The 13524-nt window shown below is 61.1% G+C and carries 12 protein-coding genes; 7 read left to right on the top strand and 5 right to left on the bottom strand.

All coding sequences use genetic code 11. The annotated features are described in order from the left end of the window. Positions 1-9: 9 nt before the first annotated feature. Together G449_RS0103355 and G449_RS15805 are read right to left on the bottom strand one after the other, a co-directional pair. On the bottom strand, positions 10-1884 hold the full coding sequence (locus tag G449_RS0103355) for a UbiD family decarboxylase (RefSeq protein ID WP_022657897.1): 1875 nt from the start codon (positions 1882-1884) through the stop codon (positions 10-12). Continuing rightward, positions 1881-2411 carry an NUDIX domain-containing protein gene (locus G449_RS15805; RefSeq protein WP_022657896.1) on the bottom strand — a complete coding sequence of 177 codons (531 nt, stop codon included), beginning with the start codon at positions 2409-2411 and terminating at the stop codon, positions 1881-1883. Before G449_RS15805 ends, G449_RS0103355 begins: the two co-directional genes overlap by 4 nt. Before the next feature lie 155 nt (positions 2412-2566). Here G449_RS15805 and G449_RS15800 point away from each other — a divergent pair, with 155 nt between their 5' ends. Both G449_RS15800 and G449_RS0103340 read left to right on the top strand, forming a co-directional pair. Further along, positions 2567-3106, top strand: coding sequence for a MarR family winged helix-turn-helix transcriptional regulator (locus tag G449_RS15800; RefSeq protein ID WP_022657895.1), 540 nt, complete (start codon positions 2567-2569; stop codon positions 3104-3106). 74 nt (positions 3107-3180) lie between these two features. Further along, a complete protein-coding gene (locus tag G449_RS0103340) occupies positions 3181-3828 on the top strand; it encodes a class I SAM-dependent methyltransferase (RefSeq protein WP_022657894.1) in 648 nt (215 codons plus the stop codon). 12 nt (positions 3829-3840) lie between these two features. Here G449_RS0103340 and G449_RS0103335 read toward each other — a convergent pair whose 3' ends face one another. Continuing rightward, positions 3841-4593 carry an L-threonylcarbamoyladenylate synthase gene (locus G449_RS0103335; protein WP_245559810.1) on the bottom strand — a complete coding sequence of 251 codons (753 nt, stop codon included), beginning with the start codon at positions 4591-4593 and terminating at the stop codon, positions 3841-3843. Here G449_RS0103335 and G449_RS0103330 point away from each other — a divergent pair. Then, positions 4592-5065 carry a 23S rRNA (pseudouridine(1915)-N(3))-methyltransferase RlmH gene (locus tag G449_RS0103330; protein WP_022657893.1) on the top strand — a complete coding sequence of 158 codons (474 nt, stop codon included), beginning with the start codon at positions 4592-4594 and terminating at the stop codon, positions 5063-5065. The two genes, G449_RS0103335 and G449_RS0103330, sit on opposite strands and share 2 nt — an antisense overlap. Before the next feature lie 181 nt (positions 5066-5246). Here G449_RS0103330 and G449_RS0103325 read toward each other — a convergent pair whose 3' ends face one another. Then, positions 5247-7736 (bottom strand): STT3 domain-containing protein, encoded by a 2490-nt coding sequence (locus tag G449_RS0103325; protein WP_245170826.1) that lies wholly within the window; start codon positions 7734-7736, stop codon positions 5247-5249. Positions 7737-7879: 143 nt separating this feature from the next. Then, positions 7880-8575, bottom strand: a complete 696-nt coding sequence (locus G449_RS15795; protein WP_425340166.1) for a 16S rRNA (guanine(527)-N(7))-methyltransferase RsmG — start codon at positions 8573-8575, stop codon at positions 7880-7882. A gap of 205 nt (positions 8576-8780) precedes the next feature. Here G449_RS15795 and G449_RS0103315 point away from each other — a divergent pair, with 205 nt between their 5' ends. From G449_RS0103315 to G449_RS0103295, 4 genes are all read left to right on the top strand, one after another. After that, the gene (locus G449_RS0103315; protein WP_022657889.1) at positions 8781-9722 is read left to right on the top strand and encodes an ACP S-malonyltransferase; all 942 of its coding nucleotides are present in this window, start codon (positions 8781-8783) and stop codon (positions 9720-9722) included. Positions 9723-9916: 194 nt separating this feature from the next. Further along, complete coding sequence (gene argS / locus G449_RS0103305) at positions 9917-11572, top strand: arginine--tRNA ligase (protein WP_022657887.1); 1656 nt, start codon at positions 9917-9919, stop codon at positions 11570-11572. A gap of 271 nt (positions 11573-11843) precedes the next feature. Continuing rightward, the gene (locus tag G449_RS0103300; RefSeq protein ID WP_022657886.1) at positions 11844-12707 is read left to right on the top strand and encodes an SPOR domain-containing protein; all 864 of its coding nucleotides are present in this window, start codon (positions 11844-11846) and stop codon (positions 12705-12707) included. Positions 12708-12715: 8 nt separating this feature from the next. Next, positions 12716-13519 (top strand): MlaE family ABC transporter permease, encoded by an 804-nt coding sequence (locus G449_RS0103295; RefSeq protein WP_022657885.1) that lies wholly within the window; start codon positions 12716-12718, stop codon positions 13517-13519. Positions 13520-13524 lie beyond the last annotated feature (5 nt).

Genomic DNA, 13524 nt, shown 5'->3' with positions numbered 1-13524 from the left:
TCCCCCAGGTTACAAGTAGTTATGTAAGGGGCCGCCCGGCGCTGCCAGGGCTTCCACCTTGCGTATGACCGCCGGTTCCTCTTCCAGTGGGGGGGCATGGAAGGGCTTCAGGCGTGCGTCGATGAGCAGCGGCGCTTCGCACGACCAGTGCCTGGCCCGTGTGGCGGCTTGAGCGCCATACACGTCTGTGGCCGGGTCTGACCGGGTAAAGGCCACCCACAAAAAATTATCCAGATTGGCGGCGCAAAAGTCCGCATCGTCCGCCACTATTACAAGCGGGAAGGCCTCGCGGCCCGGCCACTGGGCCAGTGCCTGCGCAAGCGCTTCCATCTGCGGGTCGGGCTGGCTGCGATCAAGGGCATGCCTCGGCCCGCCAATGGCAACAAGGCCGGGGCCGCACACGCGCACCGGGCCAAAGCCATCCGGCAGAGGCGGCAGATCAGCGGCAAGGCCGGAAAGTTCGCACCCAAGCTCGCGCCGCTTTTTGCCAGCTGAGGCCCACACAAGTTTGGAGCCTTCGTTAAGCGCGCTGCCTGTGTAGTCCAGCGTATCATTGGTGCTGCGGGTGATGAAGTGCAGATCACGCGAAAAATCAACCCGCTCCAGCAAATGCCGCAAAAATGCGGGCACATCGCGGGCGGTGAGGCCCGGCGCGTCTTCGTGCGCCACAAGAAAAACATACTTTGCCAGGGCCGTCTGGGTGGTTCCAAGCAGATGCAGGCCCGCAGTGATCAGTTCGCGCGGGCGGCGCTCGTCTTCATAGGGCGTATAGCGTTCGCTGCCCACGGCCAGCAGCAGCGGATGCACCCCGGCTGCGTCCACGGCATGCACGTCGCACACGCCCTGAAAAACCTGGGGCACCAGCGGCCCTGTGAGTTCATGGATAAAGTCGCCAAAGACCGTATCTTCCTGCGGCGGGCGGCCCACGGCGGTAAAGGGCCAGATGGCTCCTTTGCGGTGATAGACGGCGTCCACCTTGAGCACGGGGAAGTCATGCGCAAGGCTGTAATAACCCACATGGTCGCCAAAAGGCCCTTCAGGCTTGCACTGGGGCAGCACATGCCCGCTGATGCAAAAATCCGCCTGCGCAAGCACTGGCAGGGGCAAGCCCGGCACAGCGGCCATCTCTGTGCGCCTGCCGCCGAGCAAACCGGCAAACCGCAGTTCAGAAAGCCCTTCGGGCAGGGGCATGACCGCAGCCACGGTGAGGCTGGGCGGCCCGCCCACATAAATATGCACGGGCAGAGGTTTGCCCATTTCCAGCGCACGGGCGTGGTGCGCCCCTATGCCCCGGTGAATCTGATAATGTAGCCCCACCTCGTCCGCCGCGTACTCGTTGCCGCCAAGCTGCACACGGTACATGCCGAGGTTGGAGGCGTCCGCACCGGGATTGGCGGGGTCTTCACTGTACACCAGAGGCAGTGTAATGAAAGGGCCGCCGTCCATGGGCCAGCAGACTAGCTGAGGCAGGTCGGCCAGTTTGCACTGACATTCCAGCACAGGGGCCACTGCCGCCGCCTGTTCCGCGCGCACCCGGCTCACACTCGGCAGCATGTTCAGCAGACCGGGCAGAGCCTTGAGCGACTGCAGCGGGCGCTTCATGGCTGCTGCCGGGTCGGCCTTGGCGGTCAGCACAGCCTCCACCGCAGGCAGGCTGCGGCGAAAAATAAAATGCAGCCGTTCACGGGTGCCAAAAAGATTGGAGAGCATGGGAAAGGGCGTGCCCTTGACCCGCGTAAACAGCAGAGCCGGAGCCTTGGCGCGAAAGGCGCGCCGCTGGATGGCGGCCAGCTCCAGATGCGGCTCAACCTCGGCGTCAACGCGCACCAGATGGCCATGGGCCTCAAGATCGGCAACGCATTCCTGAAGATTGCGATAACTCATGAATGCGTCCCTTCCCCGCAGGTTCCGGCTGCTCCGGCAACCGCGTCAAATGATGGCTGTATGCCGGCAAGCGTTCGCTTGCCAGCCAGCATGGCCCTGAAATCTGCCAGAATCTGCGCATGGTCAAACACCAGCGGCTGCGGCAGGGCATCCAGAGGATAATACGCCGCGTGGGCCGCATCGTCCCCGGCGCACAAGGCTTCGGGATTGTGCGGCCTGCCTGTAAAAGCAACGGTCAGCGTGTGCTGGCGGGGGTCACGGTCAGGCCTGGAATACACGCCCAAAAGCCCGGTCAGCTCCACATCCAGCCCTGTTTCTTCACGCATTTCGCGCACTGCGGCGGCTTCCGCGCATTCGCCCTCTTCAATAAAACCGCCGGGCAGGGCAAAGCCCACTGGTTCGTTGGCGCGTCTGATGATGACCACCCCGCGATCAGGCGAATAGATAACCACATCCGCCGTGGGCGTGGGATTTTTGTAGCTGGAATAAGGCTCGCCGCAATGCGGGCAGATAACCTTGCGTTTCATGCGTTCTCCGTATGGTTCGCGCCATCGCGCGCAACTGCCGCATACTAAGCCAGCATGCCCCGCGCCGCAAGCGCCGGGAGCAAATGCCGCTAATCTGTCAATTACTGCCCCGCGCGGCAATTGACAAAAAAGTATGGATGCCATACTAAAACGCCATGAAAAATGACTGCCATAAAAAAACCGCCGTTGAACTGCGCATCCAGAAATCCATGATCAAAACTATGGGGCATGCTGCCGCCCACTCTACGCGCAGCGCGCCGATCAGCATCTCGCTGCTGGGCATAGTGACCCGGTTTTATGAGCTTGAGCGCCAGTGCAGCAAATTCGGCACCGATGTGGACATCCATCTGGCGGAAATCCACACAATCATGGCTATCCACAACAATGAGGGCATCCATGTGGGTGGACTGGCCGAGCAACTGGGCGTCACCAAGGGCAGCGTTTCTGAGCTGTTGCGCAGGCTTGAGCGCAAGGGCCTGGCCTACAAGGCCAAAGACCCGCTGAAAATGACCCGTCTCAATGTGTTTTTGACGGAAAAGGGCAAGGCCGCACATAAACAGCACATGGATTTTCATTCCCAGCTTGACTGCATGGTAGACAATGCCATGGGAGCACGCCAACAGCATGAAATCGCTGACATTGCTGATTTTCTTGAAAAACTCTTTGCGAAGCTTAACGCGGTGGAGGTCAAATAGGCTTTTCTGGCTGCTAATGTTTGGTATCCATACATTATCCAGATCGACCGAACTTCGGTCACATGCGAGGTATTATGAACACTGACAAGGGTACTGCTTTTAATGGTCTTGTTTCTGGACAGAGCTACGATATTTTTGCCCGATTGTTCGGGCTGAATGCGTCTTTTTATGAGGCGGCGGTCAAAGGTTTGGCGCTTGGCCCGGAAATGTCGGCTCTGGATCTTGGCTGCGGCACAGGTTCCCTGACTTTTGCGCTTGCCGCGCAATCCTCGCCCCAATGCCGCATCCATGGCCTTGACCTTGCCGAAAACCAGATCGCCCGCGCACAATACCGCCAGAAAGAATATCCCAACAACCTTCATTTCAGCGTAGCGTCCATGGACGAAGCATGCTTTCCTGACGGCACGTTCAATATCATCATGACCGCCATGGCGCTGCATGAGGCAAATCCCCAAACACGACGCACCGCCATTGCCAATGCCGCGCGAATGCTTGCCCCTGATGGCATTTTTCTGCTGGTGGATATTGCCCGCCCACGGCTGCTGGGCCTGGGCCTCTTGCTCTATCCCTTTGTCATGACTTCGGCAAAACATAAGGACGGCCTGACTGAAGCTTATGCTGAAATCTGCGCCGCGCACGGCCTGTCCCGGCGTGAAGACGGATATTTAAATTCTCTTGTGCGCAGGCAGGTTTTTGTAAAAAACGCGGCCTCCGCCGCGTAGCCCGTCAGGAGGTCACTCCAGCGTGAAACCCGCAGCCTCAAGGGCTGCGGTATTCACAGCACCGGCCCGCACTATCCGCAGCCGCCCTGCCCCGCCATCCCCGCCGCTCAAAGGTTCCACCACGGTTGACGGCAAGCCGCCAGCGGGCAGCGGCCCGCCAAGAGCCAATGGCAGGGGAACTGCTGTTTTTGCTGCCTGCGCCGCGCATCCGGCAGGGCACGTCATGCCCTGAGCCATGCGGCGCAAGGCCTCCAGCAGGGCCGGATCAAGCGTGTCCGGAGAGCATACAGGCGCACCGCCGCTGAGGTTGGCGCTGCTTGCCGTAAGCGCGCCACCAGCCTGCTCCGCCAGTTGCGCAGCCAGTGGGTGCGGCGTCACGCGCACCGCCGCAAGCCCCTGTCCGTTGACCAGCGCCGGGGGTAGACAGGGACGGGCAGGCAGTAAAACCGTGAGCGGGCCGGGCCAGAAGGTCAAAAGCCCCTTGGGCATGGCGGCAAGTTCCGCCACGGCGTCCACCTGCGCCGGCTGCGCCGCCAGCAGGGGCAAGGGTTTGTGGACGGGCCGCTGCTTCAACTGATACACCCTTGCCACGGCTTCCGCGTTGGCGGCAAGGCAGCCCAGCCCGTAGAACGTCTCCGTTGGAAACACGAGCACGCCGCCGTTACGCAAAAAACGCGCCGCAGCTGCAAGCTCCATCCCGGCATCCGGGCTGGAGCAGCGTTCAGGCCCGTCATCCGCCATATTTAACGAAACATGAGAAGACATGACTGGCAAACCCTTGAAATACATAAGTGTAGGCAAACTGAAAACGCCGTTCTGGAAGGACGCCGCAGCCCACTATGCCACACGCATCACCCGTTGGCGCAAGCTGGACATAACCGAAGTACGCGACGGCGATTCCGCCCTGCCGCCGGATCAGCGCAACGCCCTTGAAGGACGCCGCATCATTGAGGCCCTCGACCCGCAGGACATAGCGCTCGTCCTTGACGAACGCGGCCAGCACCTCACCTCGCCCCAGCTGGCTGACCTGCTGCGCCAGATGGATCATGATGCCAGGGGCAGAGCCTGCTTTATCGTGGGCGGCGCATGGGGGCTGGATGAAGCCGTGCGCCAGCGCGCCAGCCGCTGCATCAGCCTTTCGCACATGACCCTGCCGCACGAGCTGGCCCGCGTGGTGCTGCTTGAGCAGCTTTACCGGGCGGAATGCATCTTGCGCAAGGTTCCGTACCACCACTAGAGGTCTGTCTCTAACTGCTTCTTTTTTCCAACTGGCTGCGTCAAAAGGTTATTTTTACTCCAGTCATGTACCGTAAGAGTACACTTCTTTCGCAAAAAAACCTTTTTCCTTGCCCTTGGCGCAAAATCATCCAGTTAGACTGCCCTTGATTGCACATGCGGCGGCCCGCAAGCGCGACCGCCTACAACACTTCGTAAATCCTGGCGAACACGTTGTCGTACACCAGCTTGAAATAGGGCGAAACTCGCGGATCCTGCGGGTCGCCCACCAAAAGCTGCACCATCAGCGAATTGTACAGGCCCGCATCCATGGCAAGCTTTTCGTCCGTTACGCGGTTGAAAAGAAAGTTGATGTTGCGGCGCTTGGAAAGAAATTCGTGCTGTTCTTCGGGCGTTGCCGAGGGGTGCGCGTCAAACCAGTCCTGAATATAGTTGCGGCGCGTCACGCCGGTTTCTTCAAACACGCTGATGGACGAGGCATAAATGGCGCTGCTGTTGCCCTCAAGCCGTACCTCGCCCGAATCAAGCTTGTAGGCAAGGGCCTGCGGCACGATGGAAAGCGCCCCGCCTTCGCCCGCACGGGTAAGAAAATTCCAGTTGCCGAAATTGCTTATCCAGAAGCCAAGCCGCAGCATTTCAAAACTCACCACCACATAGAGCCGCCCCTTGTTTTCAATGAGCGGGGTTTCGGGCGAGCGCAGATTGTCCATAAGCGCCTGTGCACCTTCACCATCCAGACCTTCAAACACCTTGCCCGGCTCGTTGCCGCACTGGGCCGTATAGCGGATGATCTGGCGCGCAAAGCGCGGATTGTCGGTGGCAAAAACCGCTGCGGGCAGATAGAGGGACGGCCCTGCATGCTGCGCCCCATCAGCAATGGTCTGCCGCTGGGCAAAGTGGTTGGCGGCATAGCCCCAATCCCACCACAGCCAGAGCATGGCGTCGGGCGGGGTCATGGCCTTGGCGCGCGATAGCGCTTCTGCATGGCGGCGGTTGATGATTGGCCCCTGCGACATGGCGGGGATCATATCGGCAAAGGGCGCTACCAGCAGGGCCAGCAACACGCCGCTGGTCAGAATGCCCGCCACTGCGCCGCGCAGATCCACACGCAACAGCCTTTGCAACAGCCAGTAAAAGGGCAAGGTCAGGCCAATGGCCATGATGGGCGCGCCAAACATGACCATGCGGCCTCCCATCTTGACGCTCAGGATGCCCAGCCCTGCCAGCGGCAGCAAAAAGAGCGCGCCCGGACGGCGTATGACCACCAGGGCAAAACCCAGCAGGCCAAGCACCGCAGCTTCCATCCAGGGATGAAAGTAGGGGAAAATCTCGATGATGCCCAGATCCTGCACTTCAATGATGGACTGCGCCACCGAGGGATATTCCAGCGAAAGCCCGCCGCCTGTGCTTTTCACATCGCCTGTGTGTTTCACATAGGCATTGATATGGTTCACAATGGACGTAAGAATTTCGCCCTGAAGCATCAAAAAGCCAACGCCCGCAAGCAGAAGGGCCAGCAGCCAGGGGCGGCACAGCAGGCGGCGCAGGCGATAGCCTGTCCTCGTGCCCGCAGCCAGCAGCAACAAGCTGAAACTGAAGCCCCACGGCCCCGCCAGCGTAGGCAGAGCGTAGGCCATGCTGCCCAGAAGCAGCAGGGCGCGCCGCCCGCGAGGGGCCATCACCAAGCTCATAAAGGCCAGCAAGGCCACATTGTAACGGATCAGATACGGAAAAACAGAATGCCATTCCTGCGTCCACCACGAAATGACGCCGGAACAGCCAAGCAGCACAACCCATTGCCAGCGCAGGGGATTGCCCATGTGCTCAGCCTGTTTGAGGCGCGGCGTCCAGTGCCCCGCGGGCTGATTGCGGGAAAAAAGGCGGCGCAGGCTCATCACGCCGGAAGTCATGGAAAGACGGCGCAGCACCATGCCCGGCAGCAGCATGTAGCGCATGGCCCAACTGGCCGGGGCAAGGGTCATGAGCAGGGGAAAGAACAGGGTTACGAGGTCGGTATCGTAAAATCCCAGCAGGGTGCGGGCCAGAAAGCCCGGCGCAATGGACGTGAGTATGCCTGCGGCAACGCCAGCTTCAATGCTGCCCAGCGCCCATACCCAGGCAAATGCGATAACAGCCACAAAGCTCGCCAGCAAAGCAGGAAACCAGAAGGCCACGGCAGCGGGGGAAGTGCCCACGAGGTCGGACATGGCCTTGAGCATCACAGCCATGGGGTGCCCCACGGCAAGGCCGAAATCTTCCGCGCCGGCCACCCATGTGTAGGCATCGTGCGTGGCCAGCAGCCACTCGTTGCCAAGGCGGTATTCCGGATTTTGCCAGCAGGGCCATTCCAGCATGCGCAGGGCAAAGGCAAGGGCAAGCGTCACCAGCCCCCAGAACAGCCCCCGAGCCCAATAACGCGCAGAAGGCAGCGAACGTTTGCCGTTGTGCAGCCCTGCGCCGCCAGTGGGCAACAGCGCTCCCCCAAGTGCAGGATGGGAGGCGGCGTGCTGCTCCGCACAGGCTGGTTCAGCGGCAGGCAGCATTTCCGATTCGGGTTGCGACTGCCCGGTGCGCCGGGTTTCGTCTGCATCGTTTCCGGCAGGCGCGGCGCTGGCAGAGGCATGGACTGCGGGGTGCATGGCGTTCTCCGTAAGGATCATGGTCCTGTTCATGCTGGCATGCAGATGGCGGCAAAAAACTGTGCGGCGGTTCCTGGGCCATTAACGCGCAGATCCCCCCCCCCCGCGCGGTTCGCCACAGAGCTTTCGGCGGGATTTGCGGGCAAATCCTTGTCAGAACATTCAGGTATACGTGTCTAGCCAGCCCGATGCGTTGTGGCATCATAGGTCAGCCGCTCGGCACCGGCGCTGGGGGCAAGAGCCCAGAACCATCGCGCGTGCCCGCCTACAACATAAGAGAGCTGCTCCACCAGACGCCAGGGCGCTGGCAACTCGCTGGGGGCTGGCTCAAGTGCCAGCACGACCAGCACTCCGTTATCGTGCAGCCTGGGGCTGGCGAGGTCAAGCAGTTGCCGCCAGGGCATGAAGGCGCGGCTCAGAATGCAGTCCGCCTTATAATACTGGCCCTGAAAAAAATGTTCCACCGGCCCTCTGAAAATATGGGTGGAGGGCAACTGAAGGCGGGAAAGTACACTGGAGATGAACAGGGCGCGCTTTTCGCGCACTTCTATCATATAGTATGCGCCGCGAGTCCAGGCCATGCGCAGGGGAATGCCCGGCAGGCCTGCGCCCGCGCCAAGATCCCAGCACAGGGGAGCTTCGGGCAGATCAAGCTTGTCCAGAAAACCGGCCAGATGAAAACTGTCCACCGCCAGCCGGGTAAGCATATCCTGCCAGGTGTGTGGGCCGACCAGATTCATGGCCTTGTTCCACTGGCAGAGCATTTCAAGATATTCCGCCAGCGGCTCCAGGGCCGATTCCGGCACTTCCGCGCCCGAGGCCGCCGCCAGACGCGCCAATTCCTTTCTGTCAACCGATTGTCGCTGCATGATCCTTTCCTGCGCTTGTTCGCCCGTTGCGGGCCTTTCCGGCGTTTCTGCCGGGTTCACTGTCATATCCCCGCAGACCGGGACTTGCAAGCCCTGCGCCGATAACGTAAAAAAGAGGGCTTGCGCGCAATGCGCACCCTAAACGAACCCAAGGCCGCAAGGCCACGCCAATGCGCGCATGTGCGCGCCACTGGAGGATAAACCCCGCATGACACAAGCTGTTTTGCTCTTTCCCGGTCAGGGCTCGCAAGAGTCGGGCATGGGCCGCGATCTGGCCGAGGATTCTTCTGACGCCATGAACCTCTGGAAGCAGGCCGAGCGCATCAGTGGTCTGCCCCTGCGCGAAATTTACTGGGAAGGCGATGATGCCGCCATGAGCGACACCCGCGCCCTTCAGCCCGCCCTCACCGTGGTGAATCTGAACCTCTGGAGCGCAGTTGCCGCGCGCGCCAACGTGTGCGGCGCAGCCGGGCACAGCCTTGGCGAGTTCAGCGCCATGGCCGCCTCTGGCGTGCTTTCTGCCGAGAGCGCTCTTGAGCTTACGGCCCTGCGTGGCCGCCTCATGGCCGAGGCCGATCCCGACGGCAAGGGCGGCATGGCCGCTCTGCTCAAGCTGGATCAGCCCGCCATTGAAGAAATTGTGGCCGAAACCGTTGCCCAGTGCGGCGAGCTTTTGCTGGTGGCCAACTACAATACCCCCGCCCAGCTTGTTATCAGCGGGGCCAAGGCCGCCGTTGCCCTGGCCTGCCAGAAGGCCAAGGAACGCAAGGGCCGTGGCCTTGAACTCAAGGTCAGCGGCGCGTTCCACAGCCCCATGATGGCCGAGGCCAACAAGGAGCTTGCCCCCCTGCTGCGCAAGGCCGTATGGAGCAAGCCCAGGTTCCCCGTATACTGCAATGCCCACGGCAAGGCCGTGACAGACGGCGAAAGCGCCCGCGAAAGCCTGCTTGTGCAGATGACATCCTCCGTGCAGTGGATAGACACCGTGCGCAACCAGTATGCCGACGGCGCGCGCCGCTGGCTGGAGCTTGGCCCCAAGGCCGTGCTCGGCAAGATGGTGGCCCCCTGCCTCGCGGGAACCGCCACAGCGGAAGACCTCGCCATTGAGCTCGTTAACAACGCCGAAACAGCGGCGGCTTTTGCAGGATAGCTTTTTTTGCGGTGGCTGGCCTTTCATGCGGAAGGGCTCCTCCGCCTTGCCTGAAACTTTTTCTTCATGCGCCTCCGTGCGGAATTGCCGCAACCGGCCTGCGCATGAACCTGAAACGGGGTTCCCGGCGGCAGTGCCACGGGCCGCCCGAGGCGTAAAGCCACAACCGTTGCACAAGAAAGGACACCAGCACTATGCGCGCCATTGACACCCTGCGCACGGCCCTCAAGGCCATCATTGAAGAAGAAGGCCTTGCCTGGCCCGTCAAAACCGTTATTGAACCGCCCCGCGACCCCAAGCACGGCGATCTTTCCGTCAACTCCGCCATGCTGCTTGCCAAGGAAGCCAAGGCCAACCCCCGCGAGCTGGCGCAGAAATTCGCCCAAAAGCTCGTGGAGCGCTGCCCCGAGGTGTCCCATGCCGAAGCCGCTGGCCCCGGATTCTGCAACGTGACCTTCACGCAGGATTTCTGGCGCGCCACCGTGGCCGACATTGAAGCCGCGGGCAAGGAGTACGGCAAAAGCACGGGCGGCGCAGGCAAAAAGGTGCTGCTGGAATATGTTTCCGCCAACCCCACTGGCCCCCTGCATGTGGGGCACGGGCGGGGCGCTGCCGTGGGCGACAGCCTTGCCCGCCTGCTGCGCGTGGCTGGTTATGACGTGAACACCGAGTATTACATCAACGATGCCGGTCGCCAGATGCGCCTGCTGGGCCTTTCTGTATGGCTGCGCGCCAAGGAACTGGCCGGAAAGCCCGTCACCTGGCCCGAAGACTACTACAAGGGCGACTATATCATCGACATCGCCCGCGAAATGCTGGATGCCAACCCCGCCCTCGTGGAACTGCCCGACGCCGAAGGCCAGGACGTGTGCTACGACAAGGCCATGAACGACATCCTGAACGGCATCAAGGACGACCTCAACGAATTCCGCGTGGAGCACCAGCGCTGGTTCTCTGAAAAAACCCTTGTGGAAGGCGGGGCCGTTGCTGCGGCTTTTGACGCGCTTGATTCTGCCGGGTATACGTATGAGAAAGACAATGCCTACTGGTTTGCCACCGAAAATCTGGGCGACGACAAAAACCGCGTGCTGCGCAAGTCGGATGGCAGCCTGACCTACTTTGCCTCCGACATCGCCTACCATCACGACAAATTTCAGCGCGGCTACGACTGGCTCATTGATATCTGGGGCGCGGATCACCACGGCTACATCCCCCGCATGCGCGCGGCCATCACGGCCATGGGCAAAACGCAGGACAGCTTTGACGTGGTGCTTATCCAGCTGGTGAACCTGCTGCGCGAGGGCCAGCCCGTCAGCATGTCCACCCGCGCGGGCACCTTTGAAACCCTGGCCGATGTCATCAAGGAAGTGGGCGTTGACGCGGCGCGCTTCATGTTTCTTTCGCGCAAGAGCGACAGCCCGCTGGACTTTGACCTTGAGCTTGCCAAGCAGCGCAGCCTCGACAACCCGGTGTACTATGTGCAGTACGCCCACGCGCGCATCTGCGCCGTGCTGCGCCGGGCTGAGGAACGCGGCTTCGTGCTGCCCGCCAAGGCCGATGCGGACCTGCTGCACGGGCTGGATACGCCCGAAGGCATGGCCCTGCTGCGCAAGGCCGCCACGTTTGAAGACATGCTGGCCTCCGCCGCCAAATCGCTTGGCGTCCACCACGTGAGTACCTACCTCACGGAACTGGCCGGGCAGCTGCACAGCTACTATGCCAGGCATCAGGTGCTGCTGGCCGATGACGCGCCCCGCACCCTGGCCCGCCTTGCCCTCCTGCGTTCCATCGGTCAGGTGCTGCGCAACGGTCTGGACGTGCTTGGCGTGAGCGCCCCGGAAAGCATGTAACATTCGTATAAACTGGATTTTGAACTGTTCTCGAACGGAAACAGCGTCGGTTCGATCCTGCCAGATGGCTCCTGTGGGGCCACTCCCGCAGAACCATCCCCGCTGTTTGCATAAACGTCGAATATTCGGCGTGCGACAAATCTGCTCTGTGCCTGTTACCGTTAAGGCGCGTTTTGGACGAGGCCTTGCGTGTGCTCTGCCTCCCCGGACAGGATGCGCCTTAACGGTTAAACCAGGCCCCCGCAGCTTACCGCACGACGGAGGATAATGAATGGCCGCCCCCTTACGTAAACCCCGCAAATCCGCCGTTTCCCAACCTTCTGGCGAGAAGCGCCGCTTTGTCATCCGCCTTTCGGGGCCAATGCTTGCCCTGCTGGGCGTAATCCTTGCGGTTGCTGTGGGCTGGTCATTTTTTATGGGATTCATGGTCGGACGCGGGCAAAATCCTGAAACGCGCGTGGAGCAAATGACCAGCATGATCTCCAAGGACGCGCCCAAGGCCAAGCCTGCCCCGGACGCCCCCGCGCCTGACGCGGCAGCTCCGGCGGCACAGGCGGAAACCGCCGATGCCCAGAACCCGGCCCCCGCTACTGAGGAAAATCAGGCAATGTCCGCAGGCGCGCCCCAACCCGGCAAACCGGGGCAGGATCAAAAGGGACAAAAAGCAGCAGCCCAGCCGCCGCAGGGCAAACAGGGCCAGCAATCCCCGCAGGGCGCCTATCCCTTTGCGCAGCCTTCGGGCAACAGTCTGGCAGCCTGGGGCATCAAGCCCGGCGCCAACCAGAATGCGCAGGGACAGGGCGTGCAAGCCAGCGGACAGTCCAGCGCACAAAACGGGGCGCAGGCAGCAAAGCCCGCACCTGCCAAGACAGGCCCGCAGTTTGATTATGTATATCAGGTAGCTGCATTCAAATCTGACGAAGACGCGGACAAACTGCGCACCCGCCTTGAAGGCAAGGGCCTGCGTACCCGCACCCAGAAAAATGGCAAGCTCGTGCTGGTTATGGTCAGCATTCGCGGCACGGAAGACGATGCATTCAATCTGCGTGAAGACCTGCGCCACATGAAGCTGGGCGTACCCATTCAGATTTCGCAAAAACCTGTTTCAAGCAAACCGCAAAAATCAGGGCGGTGAGGCAAACCATGACCGCAACCGAAAATTTCGGCGATTTTCTGCGCAAAATAGGCCGCCCCTGCCTGAACGGCATAGACGCTCTTGGCAACACTGCACTGTTCATGTTTGGAGGGCTGGCCCAGATATTTGCCAGCCCCAAGATTTTTCCGCGCACCATGCAGCAGCTCTATGTCATTGGCTCCAAATCGCTCTTTCTCATCATGCTGATCGGTGTGTTCTGCGGCATGGTGCTTGGGCTTCAGGGCTACTACACTCTGGTGAAGTTCGGCTCGGTGGGCATGCTTGGCTCTGCCGTGTCGCTCACCCTGATCCGCGAGCTTGGGCCGGTGCTCACGGCCATCATGCTCACAGGCCGCGCCGGGTCTTCCATGACAGCGGAAATCGGCGTCATGCGCATCACCGACCAGATTGACGCTCTGGACGTCATGGACATCAATTCCATGGGCTATCTGGTCAGCCCGCGCCTCCTGGCCTCGCTCATCGCCTTTCCGCTGCTGACGGCGGTATTTGACGTTATCGGCATCATCGGCGGCTATCTCACGGGTGTGCTCATGCTGGGCATCAACGAGGGCGCGTATTTTTACCGCATCACCAGCTCAGTGACGGCAACGGACGTGAACGGCGGTTTCATCAAGGCCGTGCTCTTTGGCCTGCTTGTGACCACCATCTGCTGCCGTCAGGGCTATTACACCAACAAGAGGCGCGACAGCGTTGGCCCGGAGGCAGTGGGCAACGCCACCACCTCTGCCGTGGTTATTTCCTGCGTGCTGATTCTTGCGGCTGACTACATTGTTACCTCATTTTTGCTGTAACAGAC

It is taken from the genome of Desulfovibrio desulfuricans DSM 642 (assembly GCF_000420465.1).
GTDB classification, from domain to species: Bacteria; Desulfobacterota; Desulfovibrionia; order Desulfovibrionales; family Desulfovibrionaceae; genus Desulfovibrio; species Desulfovibrio desulfuricans.
Note: the sequence above shows the minus strand (reverse complement) of the source record. Positions and strands in the feature narration are given on the sequence as shown.